Genomic DNA, 19,013 nt, shown 5'->3' with positions numbered 1-19,013 from the left:
GGGGGGTGTTGTGTTTTTTTTTGCGTCCACGGGGGGTTTTCCGGGGGGGGGGGGGGGGGGGGGGGGGGGGGGGGGGGGGGGGGGGGGGTGGGGGGGTGGGGGGGGGGGGGGGGGGGGGGGGGGGGGGGGTTGGGGGGGGGGGGGGGGGGGGGGGGGGGGGGGGGGGGGGGGGGGGGGCGGGGCCGCCCCCCCCCCCCCCCGAAACTCCGCCCGTTCATTCGGGCGAGCGGGGGCGGAGCACGATCGCGGAGGCGATTGACACGTGGTCTTAACAGGGTTTGGACCGCCCGGCCCGCTGCCGTCGAGCGATGAATCGATCAAGTGAATGATCGCAGGGGTTCAAATCGGCGTGTCGTTTTCCCGGGCGCGATGCCATATGGGCGTAGAACGAGACCCTGTGATGTCGATGGAGGTTCTGGTGCTTCGGCTTTGGATGAGAAACCCGATTGAGAATCACCGCCGGAAACCGTCCAGCCGATTCCCAAGGCACAGGCGATCCCAGATCCGTCCGTTCATGACCGCTGTGGCCGTCGCGGCGGGGTTGGCGGTAACGGCAGCCATGACCGTCCCGGCTGCGGCGACCACGCAACCTCCGAGGTTCGTCTATGTGGCCAACACGCAGTCGGACACCGTGTCGGTGATCAACACATTGACCAACAAGGTCACCGCCACCATCCCCGTCGGCCGCGCCCCTCTCGAGATAGCGATCTCTCCCAACGGCGCCCGCGCCTATGTGACGAACCAGGGATCGGTCACCGTGTCGGTGATCAACACTTCGACCAACAAGGTCACCGCCACCATCCCCGTCGACGACTACCCGCTGGGGATCGCGGTCTCCCCTCGCGGCACCCGTGTCTACGTGACCAACACGCAGTCGGACATCGTTTCGGTGATCAACACATTGACCAACAAGGTCACCGCCACCATCCCCGTCGGCCACCACCCCTTCAGGATCGGGATCACCCCCAACGGCCTCCGCGCCTACGTGACCAACCAGGACTCGGACACCGTGTCGGTGATCAACACATTGACCAACAAGGTCACCGCCACCATCCCCGTCGGCCACCACCCCTTCGGGATCGGGATCACCCCCAACGGCGCCCACGTCTACGTGACCAACCAGGACTCGAACATCGTTTCGGTGATCAACACATTGACCAACAAGGTCACCACCATCCCCGTCGACCGGAGCCCCTTCAGGATCGCGATCACCCCCAACGGCCTCCGCGCCTACGTGACCAACCTGACCTCGAACACCGTGTCGGTGATCAACACCATGACAGGCGAGCTCACCGCCACCATCCCCGTCGGCCAGAGCCCCTTCGGGATCTCGATCGCCCCCGGCGGCACCCACGCCTATGTGAGCAACCTGAGCTCGGATTCCGTGTCGGTGATCAACACCACGACCAACACGGTCATCGCCACCATCCCCGTCGGCGACGGGCCTTTCGGGGTCGCAGCCGGAAACGCCGTCCACCGGGGTGGTGTCCCGATCATGACTCGCGAGTGAGAAGAAGTATCCGCACCGCTCGAACTCGCACCGGTCTCGGAACCGGACCGGCTCGCCGATCGCCTGCCCGCGAACCCCTGACGGACCCACGATCACCCGGCGCCGTCGATCCCGGCACACGAGTCGTCGGAGCGAGCACCGGGTAACGGACTTCGCGGTCGGTGGCTACGGCGTCAACGGTGCTCAGAGCTCCGTATCCCGGCCCTGTGCCGAACCCGCGTCACGGTTCGCGGGCGACCTCGGTGAGAATACGGAGGTGATAGACACGCGGCGGCTCAGGACCCTGCGTGCGGTGGCCGACCACCGCACGGTCACCGCGGCCGCCGCCGCGCTGCACCTCACCCCCTCGGCGGTCTCCCAGCAGCTCGCCGCCCTGGAGCACGAGGTCGGCCACCGGCTGTTCGACCGCGACGGCCGGGGCGTGCGGCTCACCGCCGTCGGGCGCATCCTCCTCGACCACGCCAACGAGATCCTCGCCCAGCTGGAACGGACGGAAGCCGACATCGCCGCCTACACGGCCGGTACGGCGGGCGAGGTGAAGGTGGCCTCCTTCGCCACCGCGATCGGGCTCGTCGTGGCTCCCGCGATCGGCACCCTGCGGGGCAAGGAGCCGGGCATCCGGGTGCGCGTCCTGGACGCCGAGGGCGACCAGAGCCTCACCATGGTCCTGGACGGCGCGGTGGACGCGGCCGTGGCCGTGGAGTATCGCGGAGCCCCCGCCGAGGACGACCGGCGGCTGTCGCGCATCCCGCTCTACTCCGAGCCGTTCGACCTGGTGCTCCCCCGGGGCCACCGCCTCTCCGGGAGCGAGGTGACGGTCGCGGACCTGTCGGGTGAGACGTGGATCGGCCCCTACCCCGGCAATCCCTGCCACGACGTGATCGCGCTGGCCTGCGAGCACGCGGGTTTCACCCCCGAGTTCGCCCACTCCTCCGACGACTTCAGCGCGGTGGTCGCGCTCGCCGCCGCCGGGGCCGGGGTGGCGATGGTGCCACGGCTCGCCCTGCGCGGCACCGACCCGTCCGGCGTGGTGATCCGCCCGGTGCCCGGCCCGGAACGCCGCGTCTTCACCGCCGTACGCCGAGGCGCGGAACGGCACCCCCTGCTCGTCCCGCTGCTGAACGCCCTCCAGGACGCCGCGACCACCCTGGACCGGCCCTCGCCGTCCTGACGACCGCTCCATCGGCCGGGACGGGCGACCGGTGTCGTTGACTCTGGGGCTCAGGACTCCCCGCGAGTGCCCGAAACGGCGCGTCATCCGTTGAACGGATCCTCCGGATCAGGAGTGTGTGCAGCTCACAGGCGATTACCTTCCACCGGCCACGGGTTTCGGACATGCTGCCAAGGCGCAAACGGTGAGACCTGAAGTTTTCATACGAACCATTGACGGCGGATGAACGCCACACCTACATTGAACCATCGGATCGCTGAGCGATCCGATGGTTCATTGCAGGCGATGAACACCGCACCGTGACATGTCTCTCCCCACGACTCGGAGAGTGGACCGGCATGACGGCCATGAAAACTCCCTCCACAGCAACCACCACCCCGGAGCCCCCTCCACAGCGGGAGGTCGCGATCACGAGCACAGCCTTGGCGAGAACAACGGCCTTGAGATCCCGGCTCACAGGCGGGGTGGTCGGCCTTGCCGTCCTGGCCTTCCTCGCCGCCCTCTGGGAGGGCTACAAGGCGCTGGGCCAGATGACAGGCGACCGACTGCTCGGAATACCGTTCCCGGTCGCGACCGACGATCTGTCCATGCCACACCTCGGCACGATCCTGGGCGCGCTGGTGGAACCCGCCCGCCGTGGGAACCCGACCAGCCTGGGCGTGTACCTGCTCGGGGAAACCTCCGTGACGCTGCGCGAGGCCGCCTACGGCCTGGTGGCCGGATCGCTCCTCGGACTGGCGCTCGCCATCGTCTTCCTCCACATCCCGCCGGTCTCGCGTGGCCTCATGCCGTGGCTGGTCGCCTCGCAGACCATTCCGCTGGTCGCCATCGCCCCGATGATCGTCATCTGGGGCGGCAAGGCAGGGCTGCCTCCGTGGGTCGCGGTCACCGGCATCGCGGCGTACCTGGCTTTCTTTCCCGTGACGATCAACGCGTTGCGAGGGCTCAAGTCACCGCCGAAGGTGCAGACGGAGTTCATGCGCAGCGTGGGTGCCGGGAGGCTCCAGTTCCTGCTCTGGCTCCGCATGCCCGCGGCGCTGCCGTACCTCTTCGCGGGGCTACGACTCGCCGCCACCGCCAGTGTCGTCGGCGCCATCGTGGGTGAGTTGTCGGCGGGCACGGGACGAGGAATCGGCCGAGCCATCCTCACCTTCGCCTACTACTACTCGAACGGCCCCGAGAAGCTGTACGCCGCCGTCCTTGTCGCGGCCGTCGCGGGGATCGTGTTCGTCCAGCTCCTCAGCTGGATCGAGCGATTCGCCCTCCGCAACCGGCACAGCCGATGACCGCCATCTCTCTTCCGATCCCTGGAGAGCCCACGATGCCTGAATCCGCAATCATCAGTGTCAGCGGTGTCACGAAGGAGTTCAACAGCGGGACGGACCGTTCCGTGACGGCGCTGACGGACATCGACCTGTCCATCGCCGAAGGCGAGTTCGTGTCACTGCTGGGTCCGAGTGGCTGCGGGAAGAGCACGCTCCTGCGGATCATGGCGGACCTCACCCAACCCACCAGCGGTTCGGTGAGTTTGAACGGCAAAGCCCCCGGCGCCGCACGGCGAGACCGTGACTACGGGATGGTCTTCCAGCAGGCCGGTCTGTTCGACTGGCGAAACGTCCAGCGCAACGTGGAGTTGCCGCTCCAGGTCGCCGGTGTGGCCAAGGAGACCCGGCGGACCAAGGCCACGTCCATGCTCGAACTCGTCCGCCTGTCCGAGTTCGCCCACCACTTCCCGTGGCAGCTTTCCGGCGGCATGCAGCAGCGCGTGGCGATCGCCAGGGCACTGTCCGCGGACCCGAAGATCCTTTTCATGGACGAACCGCTCGGCGCACTCGACGAGATGAACCGGGAGCGCCTTCAGGGTGAGCTTCTGCGGATCTGGTCCGACACGAGGACGACCGTCGTCTTCGTGACGCACAGCATCTCGGAGGCCGTGTTCCTGTCGTCGCGGATCGTGGTGATGTCCTCTCGCCCCGGGCGGATCGCCACCAGCATCGACGTCGATCTGCCGTACCCGCGTTCCGCCGCCACGCGGACGACACCCGAGTACTTCAAGAAGGTCACCGAGGTCAGGTCCGCTCTGCACGGCACGTCGGCCGCCCAGGACGCGCCATGAGCGTTCACACGGAAAGCAGGCGTTCGATACCGATCACCGTCGGACGGGCCGGGACGGCTGCCAGGCGAGGACTGCCGGTCCTGGCCGCCGCGGTCGTCATCCTGGGCACCTGGCAGCTCGCGGTGCGGCTGTTCCAGGTCCCTTCGTTCATCCTGCCCGCGCCGAGTGAAATCGCCTCGGCACTGGCATCGGAGTTCCCGACGATCCTCTCCGCCTCGAACGTCACCGTCAGGGCGGTCCTGCTCGGCCTCGTCCTCGGATCCGTCGCCGGCATCCTCGTGGCGCTGGTGGTCAGCCGCTTCCACAAGGTGGCGGGCCCGGTCCTGGCGATGGCCGTGATCGTCAACTGCGCTCCCATCGTCGCGCTGGCGCCGATCTTCAACAACTGGTTCGGCGTGACCAACCTCGCCTCCAAGGCCGGCGTCGCAGCGGTCATGGTGTTCTTTCCTGTCCTGGTCAACACGGCCAGGGGCCTGCTCCAGATCTCACCGCTGCACCTGGAGCTCATGGAGTCGCTGGCGGCACAACCGCGACAGATCTCCCTGATGTTGCGACTCCCCAACGCGTTGCCCTATCTCTTCAACGCGCTCAAGCTCGGGTCCACCCTGGCCGTCATCGGCGTCATCGTGACCGAGTACTTCGGTGGTCCGAGCAATGCGCTCGGGGTGTACATCGCCTATCAGGCGGCCTTGCCGCGCTTCGCCGAAGCATGGGCAGGGATCTTCGTAGCCAGCCTGCTCGGGCTCACGACGTTCGGGCTGATCTCGCTGCTGGAGCGGCTTCTGATGCCCTGGCACGAGTCGATTCACAGCGACGAGACGTGATCTCCGGTCATTTCTCCCCACGATTACTTCCTTGAAGGAGCCACAATGTTCCGCTCCCTTCGGCGCCTCTCGCGCCCACGGGTCAATCGCCGCGCCGTCGGCGCCGTGGTGGTCGCCGCCACGCTCTCCCTGTCCGCCTGTGGCATGTCGGAGGACACCACGGCCTCCGGATCCGGCGCGGAGAACACCACCTCGTGTCAGACGCGAACCCCGGTCAGGCTCGTCCTCCAGTGGGTGGCGCAGTCGCAGTTCGCCGGCTACTACGCCGCCAAGGAGAAGGGCTACTACGACGCCGAGTGCCTCGATGTGACCATCCAGGAGGGTGGCGTCAACATCGTGCCGCAGCAGGTGCTGTCGGCGGGCAACGCGGAGTTCGCGGTCAGCCACGTCACCAAGACGATGGCCACCCGGGAGCAGGGGGCCGACCTCGTCAACATCGGCCAGGTGTTCCAGCGCGGCGCGTACCTGCAGGTCGCCTGGGCGGACTCGGGCATCAAGCAGCTCGCGGACCTCAAGGGCAAGAAGGTCGGCAGCTGGGGGTTCGGCAACGAGCTGGTGCTGTTCGCGGCGATGAAGGGCGCCGGCGTCGACCCGGCCAAGGACGTCACCGTCGTACAGCAGCCGTTCGACATGTCACTGCTGCTGAAGCGTGAGGTCGACGCGGCCCAGGCCAAGATCTACAACGAGTACGCCCAGCTTCTGGAGACCGTCAACCCCGAGACCGGCGCGCTGTACAAGCCGGAGGACTTCTCGGCCATCAGCCTTCAGGACGCGGGATACACGAGCCTTGAGGACGGTATCTACGCGCGTGGCGACTGGCTGGCCGAGGACGCCAACAAGGACGTCGCCGTGAAGTTCCTCAAGGCGACGTACAAGGGCTGGGGCTTCTGCCGGGACGACCTGGCCGGCTGTGTCGAGATCGTCCTCAACAACGGCAGCGCGCTCGGCCAGGGCCACCAGACGTGGATGCTGAACGAGGTCAACAAGCTCGTGTGGCCTTCACCCGACGGTGTCGGGACCGTCGACCAGAAGGCGTGGGACCAGACGATCAAGATCGCGATCGACGCCAAGGTGCTCAAGGCCGACCCCGGTGAGGGCGCCTTCCGCAGGGACCTCACCGAGAAGGCGGACCAGGAACTCAAGGCGGAGGGATTCGACATCACCGGCGAGGGCTACAAGCCGGAGACCGTGGAACTCACCGCCGGGGGCAAGTAGCAGATGATGTTCGTGCGTTATGCGGCATAAGTCGGTGTAAGGCACGGACAACACCCGGCGAGCCTGCCACGATGATGGCCGCAACCGTCGATCACATCACCTCAACGGAGGAGACAATGGCACCCAGCGAAGCGGGACTCGTCCGCCGGACTATCTGGCTGCTTCGTGCCGTGGCCGCCCACCCGGAGGGTGTCGGGCTCAGCGAGGTCGCCAGGGAGGCCGGCATCCCCAAGGCGACGTGCTACCGCGTGCTCACCGTCCTCGAACGGGAGAGCTGGCTGACACTCGATCCGGACACCCGCCGTTATCGGGTCTCACTCGGCCTCCTCTCGATCGTCGGAGGACTGCTGGACCGCGACGGCGCTTACGGCCACATGCGCGGCGTCCTGCGGCAACTCGCCGAGGAGACCAAGGAGACCTCCGGGTTCGACGTGCTCCTGCCACCCAACGTCATGGTCGTCGCACAGGTCGCCGGGCCCTCGCTGATCGGGCAGACGCTCAAACCCGTCCCGCGGACCCAGCCCGTGTGGGCGACCTCGACCGGCAAGGTTCTGCTCGCCGCCCTCGATCCGGAGGCGGTGCGGACGGATTTCGCGGCCGAGTTCTCGGAGAAGGCCCCCGAGGAGCTGGGCGGTCTGGACGCGTTCATCGAGTCGCTGGACTCGGTCCGCCGCAACGGCTTCGCCCTCGCCTACGACGAGCTCGAAGTCGGCGCGGCGTCCGTGGCCGCACCGGTACGGGTCAGGGACTCGACGCCCTACGCGGTGTGGATCGGCGGCCCCACCTATCGCATCACGCGTGACCGCATCGATTCGGTGGCGGAATCGGTGATCAAGGCCGCTCGAAAGCTGAGTGAACTGCTGAGCGTCACGGACATCGTCCTGCCGAGTTCCCTGACCGGGGGCCAGACCACCAACTGATCGGCGCCAAGGAGGCGCGACGAGGAGTTCGCCCATGACATCTCTTACCGACACGATCGCCGCTGCCGAAAGCATCGCCGACAGCGTGCAGAAAGGCGGGTTCGTCGGCGGGGTCAACCGGTCCGGTCCGGGGCGTGAGGACCGCCGGGCCGGGATGGACGAGTATCCCGAGGTCGAGTACATGTCCGTCAGGGCGCCGTGGTGACCGGGTTCATCCTGGCGGGCGTGCAGTTACGCCCGCGCATCGGTGACGTCGCCGGCAACATCGAGCGGTCGTCGAAGTGGATCACGAAGGCGGCCGAGGCCGGTGCGCGGCTCGTCGTCCTTCCCGAGGCGTCCTCCGCGGGGTACGTCTTCGCGGACCGCGCCGAGGCCCTTCGGTACGCCGAGGACGTCCCCGAAGGACCGGCCTGCTCGGCCTGGGCCGCACTCGCCCGCAGACACGGTCTCTGGATCGTCGCCGGTGTCACCGAACGCGAGGGCGACCGGGTGTACAACTCGGCCGTGCTGATAGGCCCGGACGGGCACGTCGGAACGTTCCGCAAGGCCCATCTCTGGAACGACGAGAAGGCCATCTACCACCGCAACGAGGCGGGGTTTCCGGTCTTCGACACGCCTCTGGGGCGGATCGGGGTGGGGATCTGCTACGACGCGTGGTTCCCGGAGACCTTCCGCAGCGCGGCTCTCCAGGGCGCCGACCTGATCGTCCTTCCGTCGAACTGGGTCCCCGTGCCGGGCCAGCCGGCCGATGTGCCGGCCATGGCCACCCTCATGTGCATGACCGGTGCGCACAGCAACCAGTCCTACGTCGCGGGCGTGAGCCGGGTGGGTGTCGAGCGTGGTCAGGAGTTCGTCGGGAGATCGGTGATCGTCGGCCCCGACGGCTGGATCGTCGCGGGTCCCGCGAGCGACGACGGCGAAGAGCTGTTGCTCGCCGAGATCGACCTCATCGGGTCGCGAGAGGCCCGGCGCGGCAACCCGTTCAACCAGCCGCTGGCGGACCGCCGCCCTGATCTCTACGTCACCCACGACGCCCGGGATGCCCAGGACGGTCGCCGGGACTGATCCCGGCGCCGCGGCCACGAACGGGCGCCCGGTTTCCATCCTCGAATCCCTTGACACAATCCCGGCCGTCCTCAAAAATTGAACCAACGGTTCATCAGATGAACCATAGAAGGAGACGAAGTGAGCATCCAGGTCCGCAAGATCATCAAGCATCTCGAGGAGACCGTGCTCGAGAACGGGCGGCCGGTCGAGCGCTCGCACCGGGTCGCGTTCGTCGGCGCGGTGATCACCAACCCGTACCCGAGCGAGTACGTCCAGGACCTGGTGACGCTCGCCGACGAGCTGGGCGAGGAGATCGGGCAGCTCGTCGGCCCGGCCTGCGTGGAACTGCTCGGTGACGAGGTGGAGGCGTTCGGCAAGGCCGCGCTCGTCGGCATCGACGGCGAGGTCGAGCACGGCTCGGCGCTGATCCACAACCTCCGGTTCGGCAACGTCTTCCGCAAGGCGGCCGGCGGCACCGAACTCCTGCCCGCCGCCGAGAAGGTCGGTCTTCCGGGCAGCCCGATCGACATCCCGCTCAAGCACAAGCTCGACGCGAAGACCCGGTCGCACCATCAGACGGTGACCTTCCAGGTGGCCGACGTCCCCCGTCCCCGCGAGATCCTCGTGATCTGCGCGGCCGCCAACGCCGGTCGCCCGCTGGCCCGCCTGGCCGCGTTCGGCGCCGAGACGAAGACCCAGTGACACCCGCGGGACGAAGGAAGGCGATCCGATGACCGTCATCGACGCACAGACATGGACCGGCCGGCGGGTGAAGGAGGCCGACAAGGAGTACGTCATCCACTCCTGGTCGGTCCAGGGCGCGCTCGACCCCATCCCGGTCGCCGGAGGCTCGGGCTCCTGGTTCTGGGACTACGAAGGCCGCAAGTACCTCGACTTCCAATCGCAGCTGGTCAACCTCAACCTCGGACACCAGCACCCGAAGCTGGTCGAGGCCATTCGCAGCCAGGCCGAACAGCTGTGCTACATCGGCCCCGGTTTCGCCGAGCGGTCCCGGGCGGAGCTGGCCGAGATGCTGGCCGGGCTGACGCCCGGTGACCTGAAGATGAGCTTCTTCACCACCGGTGGTGCGGCGGCCAACGAGAACGCCGTGCGCCTCGCCCGTCACGTGACCGGCCGCCAGAAGATCGTGGCTCGGTACCGCTCCTATCACGGGGCGACCGCGGGGGCGATGGCGCTGACCGGGGACCCACGTCGCTGGGCGGCGGAGCCGGGCATGACCGGCGTGGTGCGGATGCTCGATCCGTACACCTACCGCTGCCCCGCGGGCCACCCCGACCCGTGCCCCGTCTGCTCGGGGGGGCCACACCTGGAGGAGATCCTCCAGTACGAGAACCCCTACACCGTGGCCGCCGTGATCGTCGAGCCGGTGACCGGCACGAACGGGCTTCTGTACCCGCCTGACGGATACCTCCGCTCCCTGAGGGAGGTCTGCGACAAGTACGGCATCCTGCTCATCTTCGACGAGGTCATGGCGGGGTTCGGCCGGACGGGCGAATGGTTCGCCTGCGACCACTGGGATGTCACCCCGGACATCCTCACCACCGCGAAGGGGCTCAACTCCGGTTACGTCCCGCTGGGCGCGATGACCGTGTCGGAGAAGATCTCCGACTGGTTGCGGGACAACATGTTCTGGGGCGGTCTCACCTACGCGGGACACCCGCTCGCCTGCGCCTCAGGGGTCGCCTCTCTGCGCATCATGCAGGACGAGGGTGTCGTCGAGAACTCCCGGCTCATGGGCCGGCGGCTCGGCGAAGGGCTCGCGACCCTGGCCGGCAGGCACCCGAGCATCGGTGACATTCGTGGCCGTGGCCTCTTCTACGGAGTGGAACTCGTCAAGGACCGGGCCACGCGCGAACCGCTCGTCCCGTTCAACGCCAAGGGTCCCGCGGCCGCACCCGTGAGCCGCGTGCTCAAGGCGGCGATGGAGCGTGGCGTGTACCTCACGGCGAACTTCAACGTGCTGCGCCTGACCCCGCCGCTCATCATCCGCGAGCCGGAGATCGACCTGGCTCTCGACGTGCTGGACGAGGTGCTCACGCTGGCCGACGAGCACTACGTCGGCTGATCAGACCGACCGTCCAGCTGGTGTGACCGGCCGTTCAGGAGGGGAAACGATGGGATCGACACTCATCAAAGGCGGTACCGTCGTCAACGCCGACGCCGCGATCCGAGCCGATGTCCTGGTGCGTGACGGTCTCGTCGTCGCACTCGGGCTCGGCGACGACTGGTCGGCCGACGAGGTCGTCGACGCGACCGGGAAGCTCGTTCTCCCCGGCGGTATCGACGTGCACACGCATCTGGAATATCCGATCGACGGCTTCACGACCCGAACGGCGGACGACTTCCACAGCGGCACGATCGCGGCCGCGCACGGCGGGACGACGACGGTCATCGACTTCGTGAAGAAGGAGCCCGACAAATCCCTCTTCGACTCATACATGCGTCGCCGGGATGTGGCCGCCGGCAAGGCCGTCGTCGACTTCGGGCTGCACGCCATCGTGCCACCGCGCGACCAGCAGGAGAACGTGCTGGACGACCTGCGCCGCCTGGCCGGGGAAGGCGCGTCGAGCTGGAAGTTCTTCATGGCCTACCCCGGCACGCAGATGGTCGACGACGGCCAGCTGCTCGAAGGCCTCGAACTCGCGGTCGAGTACGGCGTGCTGCCGATGGTGCATGCCGAGAACGGCCACATGGTGGCCCGAGAGACCCGACTGCTGATCGAGAGTGGACGCACCGCCGAGAACTACCACGCCACGGCGCACGGCCACGAGTCCGAAGCCGAAGCGGTGCATCGGGCGATCGTCCTGGCGGACTCCGTCGGCAGTCCCGTCTACGTGGTGCACGTCTCCAGCGCGGCGGCCGCGGCGGAGATCGGCCAGGCGCGGAGCCGGGGCTCGCTGGTGTGGGGAGAGACGTGCCCGCAGTATCTCGCGGTCGCGTACGAGGACTACGCCGAACTCGGTGAGAAGGCCGCCGCGTACATCTGCTCGCCGCCGATCCGGGAGCGCGGCAACCAGGAGGGCCTGTGGCAGGCGCTCACCACGGGGGCGCTGTCGACGGTGGCCACCGACCACGCGGGGTTCTGCCTGGAGCAGCCCAACGACCTCCCTCCGCAGAAACTGCGCAGCCCCGGCTATTTCCCGAAGGTTCCCAACGGGGTTCCGGGAGTCGAGGACCGGCTCATGGTCGTCTGGGAGACAGGAGTCAAGACGGGCCGGATCGACATGTGCAGGTTCGTCGACCTCATGGCGACGCGTCCGGCCAAGTTGTTCGGGCTCTTCCCGCACAAGGGTCTGGTGGCCGTGGGCGCGGACGCCGACCTCCTCGTGTGGGACACCGCGGCGGACCACGTCATCACCACGGCCGGTTCGCACATGCGCACGGACTACAACCTCTACGACGGCATGCGGGTGACCGGACGACCGGTCCACGTGTTCTCCCGCGGCCATCACCTCGTCAACGACGGAGCCTTCGACGGGAAACCCGGTCGCGGATCCTTCCTGACCCGGGGCAAGCCCCACCTCTTCTGACCCCGACTGATCGGAGTTCTCCGGATATGAAACTTCCCCTCGGCATCCACGTCGGCGAGAGGCTGAGCCTCGAACAGACCTACTGGCAGGCCGAATTCGCGGATCGGAACGGATTCGAGTCGGTCTGGGTGGCCGAAGGCCGCCTGGCCAGGGACGGAATCGTGCCCGCGGCCATCATCGCGAGCAGGACCTCCAACCTGAAGATCGGCACAGGCGTCGTCAACAACAAGAGCCGCAACGCGGCGCTGATGGCGGTGACCTTCAAGACCCTGGACGAGGTGGCTCCGGGTCGCGCGATCCTCGGCATCGGCGCCTGGTGGGAGCCGCTCGCCACGAAGGTCGGCCAGCCGCTCGTGAAGCCGCTCGCCTCGATGCGCGAGTACATCGCCGTCTGCCAGGCGTTCTTCCGCAACGAACTCGTCTCCTTCGAAGGCGAGTTCGTGCAGATGCGCGACGTGCGATTCGACAGCATGTACCGCGAGAACAAGCCGGTCGACATCCCCATCTACATCGGCGCGGTCGGGCCGAAGATGCTGGAGCTCGCCGGAGAGATCAGCGACGGCGTCCACATGGACTTCCTCCTGCCGCCGTCCTATCTGACCGGCGCCAAAGAGGCGATCGGCCGGGGCGTCGCCAAGCGCACCGACGGTCGCGGCGGGATCGACCTGACCCAGATCGTGGCATGCAGCGTCAACGACGACGACCCGCAGGAGGCCATCGACGCGTGCAAGGCGTTCCTCACCCTCTACCTCATGCAGCAGCCGCACATCGCCGAGCACTGTGGCGTGGAGCGCGAACTGGTCGACCGGCTGCAGGAGGTGGCGGGATGGCCCGCGACCCCCGAGGACATCAAGCGCGCGATGCCTCTCGTCTCGAACTCGCTGGTGCAGAACGTCACCGCGTGCGGGTCCACGTCGCAGGCATTCGACAAGCTCATGTCGTACCACGAGGCCGGCGTCAGATGCCCGATCATCTCCACGCTCGGCGACAAGGAGCGGACGCTCACCAGCCTTGCCATGGCCGCGAAGGACTGAACGATGGATCACCACTCTCCCCGGACGACCATCGCCATCGTGGGCGGGACGGGACCTCAGGGCCGCGGCCTCGGATACCGGCTGGCCCGTGCCGGACACCAGGTCATCCTGGGATCACGTGACGGAGACCGGGCCGCGCAGGCGGCCGCCGACCTGTCGGAGCTTCCCGCCGTGGGAACGACCGTCCGCGGAGACACCAACGCGTCGGCGGTCGCCGACGCGGAGGTCGTCATCCTCGCCGTACCGTACAAGGGGCACGCGGACCTGGTCGGCGGTCTGGCCGCCGACCTCGACGGCAAGCTGCTGATCAGCTGTGTCAATCCCCTCGGCTTCGACCGGCACGGCCCGTACGGACTGGACGTACCGGACGGCAGCGCCGCGGAGGAGGCGGCGCGAATCGTACCCGGCACCACGGTCGTCGGCGCGTTCCACCATCTCTCGGCGCCGCTCCTCCTCGATCCCGGCGCGGACCTGTCCCACGAGGACGTGCTGGTGTGCGGTGACGACGCGGAGGCCAAAACGCGCGTGATGGCACTGGCCGTCGAGGTGACCGGCGGCCGAGGAGTCGACGCCGGCCGTCTGCGAACGGCACGCCAGCTGGAGCCGCTCACCGCCGTGCTCATCTCCGTGAACAAGCGTTATCGCACGCGGTCCGGCATAGCGGTGACCGGAATGCCGCAGCCCACTCCAGAAAAGGTGATCGCATGAAGCTCGCCGCGGTTCAGCTCCGCGCCACGGACGACCGGACGGAGACCATCGGCAGGGCCGGCGATCTCCTGGACGCCGCCGCCGATCAGGGCGCCGGAATCGTTCTTCTTCCCGAGCTGTTCGCCGTCCCGTTCGTGCAGCCTGACCCGGACCCGGATTACTTCGAGCTGGCGGAGCGTCTCGACGGCCCGTCGAACACGATGGCGGCCGAACGATCCCGTCGGCACGGGATCACGGTGGTCTCTTCGATATTCGAAGCCGGTGATGTTCCGGGCGTGTATTTCAACGCCGCCTGCACGTACGTCGCGGGCGAGCTGAAGTCGGTCTATCGGAAGTCCCACCTGCCGTTCTCCAACGGATTCCCGGAGAAGTTCTATTTCCGGCCGGGGGGCACCGAGCCCGAGGTCGTGCAGACAGGTGAGACCGGAGTCGGCACGATCATCTGTTACGAGAGGCACTTCCCGGAGTTGAGCAGGATCGTCGCTCTTCGAGGCGGTTCGGTGCTGTGCGTGCCGGTCGCGTCCGCGAGCGCGCCCATGCGTGAGGTCTTCCAGCTCGAACTGAGGGCACACGCCGTGTTCAACGGGCTCTTCGTGATCTGCGCCAACCGGGTGGGCAGCGAAGGCGTCAAGGACTACTTCGGGATGAGCGCCGTCTACGGCCCCGACGGCGACATTCTCGCCCAGGCGAGTGACGACGGCGACGACGTCGCGATCGCCGACGTCGACCTGGAGCTGATCGCGAGTTCGCGCCGTCGCCGCCCGTTCCTCCGGGACCGGCGCCCGGAGTTGTACGACCGGCTGACGGCGATGTGACGCCATCCAGAAAGCCCGCACGCCACGTGCCGGCATGAGATCTCCGTCGTTTCCCTCCGAACCGGGTCCCGGCACCGGGACAAAGCCCCCGGCGGGGTGCTCTGACCGGACCCCGCCGCCCTGACGACGGCTCCATCGGCCGCCGTGATGATTGATATTCGGTATAACCGAAGATACATTCGGTTTATGCGAAGCGTCGCAGCGCCCGTCGTTCCCATCTTCAAGTCTCGGACCCAGGCGGAGATCCTCGCCGCCATCTATCTACGGCCCCGGCAAAACTGGACTCTCGCCTCTCTGGCCCGAGATCTGGGCACGGCACCCTCCACCCTGCACGCCGAGGTCCATCGCCTCATCGACGCACAGCTGATCACCACTACCGAGATCGGGCGCTCCCACGTCCTCCGCCCCAATCCCGACCATCCCCTGTTCCGGCCCGTGACCGAGATCCTGAACTACATGTACGGACCTCGTACGATCATCAGCGAGGAGTTCGCCGGCATCCCCGGCACCGAGCGCCTGCTCATCTTCGGCTCATGGGCCGCCCGACATGCGGGAAACCCAGGACCTGTCCCCCACGACATCGACATACTTGTCGTCGGCGAGGTCGACCGGGCCGCCGTCTATGCCGCCGCCGACCGTGCTCAGGAACGCATCGGCATGCCGGTGAATCCCGTCCTCGCCTCCACCCACCGCTGGAACGCGGAGGCCGACGCGCTCATCAGACAGATCAAGTCAGCCCCCGTGATCGACCTGACCGCCACGTCTTCAGCGCCGCACGCCGAGGCATGAAACCGCATCCCTCGCCGGACGCCTTCCGGGACGCCGCGACGACACCGCACAGGCCCCCATCCCGGTGACGTGGACGCTCGTCGCGATCAAGGGCATCTTCAGCACGAACGAGGCATCGAGGTGGCCGTTGTCCTTGCCTTCGGGTTTCCGAGGTGGGGGGAGTTCCTCGTTGTCGTCCGGCCACGATTTCGACAGGAGGGGCAACCGGTGTCGGCGACGGCGCCAGTGATGGCCCATCGCCCCCAGTATCAGGGCAGCCGTAGCGATCAATCCGGCGATCATTGCCTGAAGCACCGAGTACATATCACCGACCCCCATCCTTGAAGTTCTCTGTGAGGCTTTTCGCGGGAGGGGGGACAGATGGATGCGTCAAGGCTTAAATCTTTTTGAAGAGTGATTTACTCATGTCCGTCGCTCAATGGTCACTTCCGACCCACGTGCCTCGCACATCCCAAACGCCACGGACGGACACATCGGGAAGGTTCGGCTGTTCGGCGCTTTCAAGAGGTCGGCCGCGTTCGTCGCTGCGGAACATCGAGGTGCGTCCGCGTCTTCGCGGCGCGGGTCGGCTGGCTATCATCGCGAAGTGACGGACGACGCTCTTCATGATCACGCCATTGACGCCTTCATCGCGGCGGCCAACACCGCTGACCACGCCCAGCGGGCCACGCTGCTGAGCCGCGCTCTCACCGCCGACGTCGTCTTCTGGGGGCCGTTGGGCCGAGGCGTCGGGCGCAAGGCGGTCGAGGACTTCATCACCGAGGTGGTACAGGGGCACCCGTCCGGTCCCTGCCGGATGGTCCGTACGACCCGGGTGGACGCACCGGACGAGTGGGCGCGTTTCGGGTGGCGCTACGAGGACGCCTCGGGCCGGAGCCTGCTGACCGGGATGGACGTGGTGCACGTCACCCCCGAGGGCGACATCGACGAAATAGTGATCTTCGCCGACTCCCCGGAATGACCTCCGGCTCACCCGGGTGCCGGACGCGCTCTGACACACCCGCGCCGGGTGCCCGCCGTCTTCGCGAGGTCGATATTCGGTATGACCGAAGACACATTCGGCTGTACCGAAGCGTCGCGGCGTACCTCGTCCCCGCGCGGTGATATCCGCTGATCGTCGCGAGGCCCCCGGCGGAGGCTCCAACGGGGGAGGTGGAGCCGGGGCGGCACAGGTCGCGGGTTCCTGGGGACGGGCCCGCGTGCCACTACCCGCCGGGGGCGGTTCAGGGTCCCGACCGTTGCCGGGCCTCCGTTCAGGCGGAGGCGGGCGGTCCGGGAAGGAGATCATCCGGAGCGGACGAGGCTGCCGGGACCGACGGGTCTGACAGCTCGGAGAGGTCCTCATCGGGGAGCGGATCCGAGGGAAGCTCGCACCAGACGGTCCGGCCGGGCTGCCGTCCGTGGGAGCGGCAGCCCCAGTTTCCGCCCGAGAGCATGCCGACGATGGCCAGCCCTCGGCCGTTCTCCATCAGCAGGCACGCCGGGTCCGCCCGCAGGCGGGGTTCTTCGACGCTGAGGCCCGCGTCCACGACCTCGACACGCAGCAGGCCGCCGTACGACAGAAGGCGCAGGATCAGCGGGTCGTCATCACCGGCCCCGGCCTGCCCGCTCACCCCGTGCCGAGCGTGCCGGACGGCGTTGGTCACCAGCTCGGACACGGCCAGCCGCGCGTTCTCGTAGGCCGGATGCCCCTCCCCCAGCCATTTACGAACCTCCTCCCGCGCCCTCGAAGCGGCTTCGACATTACCGAGCAGAAGTATTTCGCTAAACGTCTCCGGTTCCATGGGATTGCGCCTTCCGACCGAATTGAACCGACCCGTTCTCCCGTGAGCCGTCGGCTGACATCCCGCGACAGCGTCGGCTCGACGGGAAAACGGTCCCAAACACCGAGGCGCGAAGGAAGCAGATCCCCGCTTATCAGGGGTTCACAGTTCGAGAAGTAGGTTCACAGAACTGTGAACCCAAGAAAATCGCGTATTCCATTCCCTCGGCAATGGAAATGCAGGAGAATCCCCAAGAGACAGCGAGAGGAGAGCGAAATGAGCCTCATCCCGGAGCCCGATCCAGAGCTGGAGCCCACACCCGAGACAGAGTCGGAGTCGGAGTTCGATACGGATTACCATGAATCCACGCGCGTTCAATTCGGTAGAGAGCTACGGAAATACCGGCTTTTGTCAAGATTTACCCAGAGGCAGCTCTGCCTCGCGGTCCCCCTCGCCGTGAGCCAGCTGAGCATGCTGGAGAACGGCCACCGTGCCCCCACCTGGAAGCTGGCCCGTCAGCTCGACGAGGCCCTCAACCTGGGCACGACGCTCGCCGATCTCCTGGACCACCTGGACCGTACGGCCACCCAGGTCCCCCACTGGTTCCGCCCCTGGCTGGAGTTCGAGCCCCTCTCGACCTCCCAGCGCATCTGGGAACCCTTGATGGTGCCCGGCCTCCTCCAGACGGAGCAGTACGCGGAAGCCATCCTCAGCCGCAGCCCCGGCGTCACTCCCGAGCAGGCGAAGCAGAACGTCGCGGACCGGATGGGCAGAAAGAGCATTCTTCACCGCCCCGATCCCCCGATGCTCTGGGTCATCCTGGACGAGGGCATCCTGCACCGTCCCATAGCCGATCCCGAGGTGATGAGGGGACAGTTCCACTACCTTCTGGAGATGTCGGAGAGCCGATGGCTCTCTCTGCAGCTCCTCCCCCACAGCGCGCGCAACGTACTCGGCCTGCTGGGCGGCTTCACCATCGCCGACATGCCGAAAAACGCACCGCCCGTGGCCTACATCGATTCCCAGAGCACCGGGGACCGGACGAGCGAGCGGGTCGAAGAGGTAAAAAGGCTAGAATTCAGATACGACCTGATCCGTGCGGACGCCCTATCCCGGAGCGATTCCCGCGTCATGATCAAGGAGGCGATCCAGCGATGGACGACCTGACCCAAGAACTTCACACCGCTCACTGGCGTAAATCCACCCTCTCGGGTGACGATGCGAGCAACTGCGTGGAAATCGCCGACCTCTCCCACGGCCACCGAGGCATCCGCGACAGCAAAAACCCCACCGCCCCCGCCCTCATCCTCACCCCCACCGCATGGAACACCTTCATCACCCGCGTGAAGAACGGCCACTTCGACTGACCACCCAAGGAAACGCCGCAGCGACGAACCCTTTTCGTCCCGCTGAGGACCGCTGTCCGTTCACAGCATGATCGAGAGCCCGGCGTTCGCCTGATGAAGCAAGAGAGCTCCTGGTAGACGGGTTGATCACCACGATCATCACCGTCACGACCGGGAGCTCTGGGGTGCTGCCCTACCGTGCCA

General features: G+C 67.2%; 21 protein-coding genes. 19 read left to right on the top strand and 2 right to left on the bottom strand.

The window, feature by feature from the left end; translation table 11 throughout:
- The first annotated feature begins 514 nt into the window (after window positions 1-514).
- The 16 genes from ACFY3D_RS36675 to ACFY3D_RS36600 all read left to right on the top strand — a co-directional run bounded on the left by ACFY3D_RS36675 (window position 515) and on the right by ACFY3D_RS36600 (window position 15,700).
- Window positions 515-1,510 (top strand): beta-propeller fold lactonase family protein, encoded by a 996-nt coding sequence (locus ACFY3D_RS36675; RefSeq protein WP_389988671.1) that lies wholly within the window; start codon window positions 515-517, stop codon window positions 1,508-1,510.
- A gap of 256 nt (window positions 1,511-1,766) precedes the next feature.
- Window positions 1,767-2,681, top strand: coding sequence for a LysR family transcriptional regulator (locus tag ACFY3D_RS36670; protein ID WP_350945728.1), 915 nt, complete (start codon window positions 1,767-1,769; stop codon window positions 2,679-2,681).
- 440 nt (window positions 2,682-3,121) lie between these two features.
- Window positions 3,122-3,967 (top strand): ABC transporter permease, encoded by an 846-nt coding sequence (locus tag ACFY3D_RS36665; RefSeq protein WP_389988668.1) that lies wholly within the window; start codon window positions 3,122-3,124, stop codon window positions 3,965-3,967.
- A gap of 35 nt (window positions 3,968-4,002) precedes the next feature.
- Window positions 4,003-4,797 carry an ABC transporter ATP-binding protein gene (locus ACFY3D_RS36660; protein ID WP_389988665.1) on the top strand — a complete coding sequence of 265 codons (795 nt, stop codon included), beginning with the start codon at window positions 4,003-4,005 and terminating at the stop codon, window positions 4,795-4,797.
- A complete protein-coding gene (locus ACFY3D_RS36655) occupies window positions 4,794-5,621 on the top strand; it encodes an ABC transporter permease (protein WP_389988662.1) in 828 nt (275 codons plus the stop codon). The genes ACFY3D_RS36660 and ACFY3D_RS36655 overlap by 4 nt, the downstream gene beginning before the upstream one ends.
- 45 nt (window positions 5,622-5,666) lie before the next feature.
- Window positions 5,667-6,836, top strand: a complete 1,170-nt coding sequence (locus tag ACFY3D_RS36650; RefSeq protein ID WP_389988659.1) for an ABC transporter substrate-binding protein — start codon at window positions 5,667-5,669, stop codon at window positions 6,834-6,836.
- Between the two features lie 116 nt (window positions 6,837-6,952).
- Window positions 6,953-7,756, top strand: a complete 804-nt coding sequence (locus ACFY3D_RS36645; RefSeq protein ID WP_389988656.1) for an IclR family transcriptional regulator — start codon at window positions 6,953-6,955, stop codon at window positions 7,754-7,756.
- Window positions 7,757-7,790: 34 nt separating this feature from the next.
- On the top strand, window positions 7,791-7,961 hold the full coding sequence (locus ACFY3D_RS36640; protein WP_389988653.1) for a hypothetical protein: 171 nt from the start codon (window positions 7,791-7,793) through the stop codon (window positions 7,959-7,961).
- Window positions 7,958-8,821: a nitrilase family protein gene (locus ACFY3D_RS36635; RefSeq protein ID WP_389988650.1), complete on the top strand. Its 864-nt coding sequence runs from the start codon at window positions 7,958-7,960 to the stop codon at window positions 8,819-8,821. The genes ACFY3D_RS36640 and ACFY3D_RS36635 overlap by 4 nt, the downstream gene beginning before the upstream one ends.
- Before the next feature lie 120 nt (window positions 8,822-8,941).
- A complete protein-coding gene (locus ACFY3D_RS36630; protein ID WP_350945736.1) occupies window positions 8,942-9,505 on the top strand; it encodes an amino acid synthesis family protein in 564 nt (187 codons plus the stop codon).
- 28 nt (window positions 9,506-9,533) lie between these two features.
- Window positions 9,534-10,889: an aminotransferase class III-fold pyridoxal phosphate-dependent enzyme gene (locus tag ACFY3D_RS36625; protein WP_389988646.1), complete on the top strand. Its 1,356-nt coding sequence runs from the start codon at window positions 9,534-9,536 to the stop codon at window positions 10,887-10,889.
- A 49-nt stretch (window positions 10,890-10,938) separates the two neighbouring features.
- On the top strand, window positions 10,939-12,354 hold the full coding sequence (gene hydA, locus ACFY3D_RS36620; protein WP_389988643.1) for a dihydropyrimidinase: 1,416 nt from the start codon (window positions 10,939-10,941) through the stop codon (window positions 12,352-12,354).
- A gap of 26 nt (window positions 12,355-12,380) precedes the next feature.
- On the top strand, window positions 12,381-13,388 hold the full coding sequence (locus tag ACFY3D_RS36615) for an LLM class flavin-dependent oxidoreductase (protein WP_389988640.1): 1,008 nt from the start codon (window positions 12,381-12,383) through the stop codon (window positions 13,386-13,388).
- 3 nt (window positions 13,389-13,391) lie between these two features.
- Window positions 13,392-14,096 (top strand): NADPH-dependent F420 reductase, encoded by a 705-nt coding sequence (npdG, locus tag ACFY3D_RS36610; RefSeq protein WP_389988637.1) that lies wholly within the window; start codon window positions 13,392-13,394, stop codon window positions 14,094-14,096.
- Window positions 14,093-14,911, top strand: a complete 819-nt coding sequence (locus ACFY3D_RS36605; protein WP_389988634.1) for a carbon-nitrogen hydrolase family protein — start codon at window positions 14,093-14,095, stop codon at window positions 14,909-14,911. The genes npdG and ACFY3D_RS36605 overlap by 4 nt, the downstream gene beginning before the upstream one ends.
- Before the next feature lie 186 nt (window positions 14,912-15,097).
- On the top strand, window positions 15,098-15,700 hold the full coding sequence (locus ACFY3D_RS36600; protein WP_389988631.1) for a winged helix-turn-helix domain-containing protein: 603 nt from the start codon (window positions 15,098-15,100) through the stop codon (window positions 15,698-15,700).
- Here ACFY3D_RS36600 and ACFY3D_RS36595 read toward each other — a convergent pair.
- Window positions 15,677-16,003, bottom strand: a complete 327-nt coding sequence (locus ACFY3D_RS36595) for a hypothetical protein (RefSeq protein WP_389988628.1) — start codon at window positions 16,001-16,003, stop codon at window positions 15,677-15,679. The two genes, ACFY3D_RS36600 and ACFY3D_RS36595, sit on opposite strands and share 24 nt — an antisense overlap.
- Before the next feature lie 283 nt (window positions 16,004-16,286).
- Between ACFY3D_RS36595 and ACFY3D_RS36590 the strand changes: the two genes are divergently transcribed.
- Window positions 16,287-16,661, top strand: a complete 375-nt coding sequence (locus ACFY3D_RS36590) for a nuclear transport factor 2 family protein (RefSeq protein ID WP_389988625.1) — start codon at window positions 16,287-16,289, stop codon at window positions 16,659-16,661.
- Window positions 16,662-16,953: 292 nt separating this feature from the next.
- Here the strand turns inward: ACFY3D_RS36590 and ACFY3D_RS36585 are convergent, their stop codons facing one another.
- Window positions 16,954-17,484: an ATP-binding protein gene (locus ACFY3D_RS36585; protein WP_389988622.1), complete on the bottom strand. Its 531-nt coding sequence runs from the start codon at window positions 17,482-17,484 to the stop codon at window positions 16,954-16,956.
- Between the two features lie 255 nt (window positions 17,485-17,739).
- Between ACFY3D_RS36585 and ACFY3D_RS36580 the strand changes: the two genes are divergently transcribed.
- Together ACFY3D_RS36580 and ACFY3D_RS36575 are read left to right on the top strand one after the other, a co-directional pair.
- On the top strand, window positions 17,740-18,630 hold the full coding sequence (locus ACFY3D_RS36580; protein ID WP_389988619.1) for a helix-turn-helix domain-containing protein: 891 nt from the start codon (window positions 17,740-17,742) through the stop codon (window positions 18,628-18,630).
- Window positions 18,618-18,830 carry a DUF397 domain-containing protein gene (locus ACFY3D_RS36575; RefSeq protein ID WP_389988616.1) on the top strand — a complete coding sequence of 71 codons (213 nt, stop codon included), beginning with the start codon at window positions 18,618-18,620 and terminating at the stop codon, window positions 18,828-18,830. The genes ACFY3D_RS36580 and ACFY3D_RS36575 overlap by 13 nt, the downstream gene beginning before the upstream one ends.
- The last annotated feature ends 183 nt before the right edge of the window (window positions 18,831-19,013 follow it).

The organism is Streptosporangium sp. NPDC000509, from assembly GCF_042898365.1.
Lineage (GTDB): Bacteria > Actinomycetota > Actinomycetes > Streptosporangiales > Streptosporangiaceae > Streptosporangium.
Note: the sequence above shows the minus strand (reverse complement) of the source record. Positions and strands in the feature narration are given on the sequence as shown.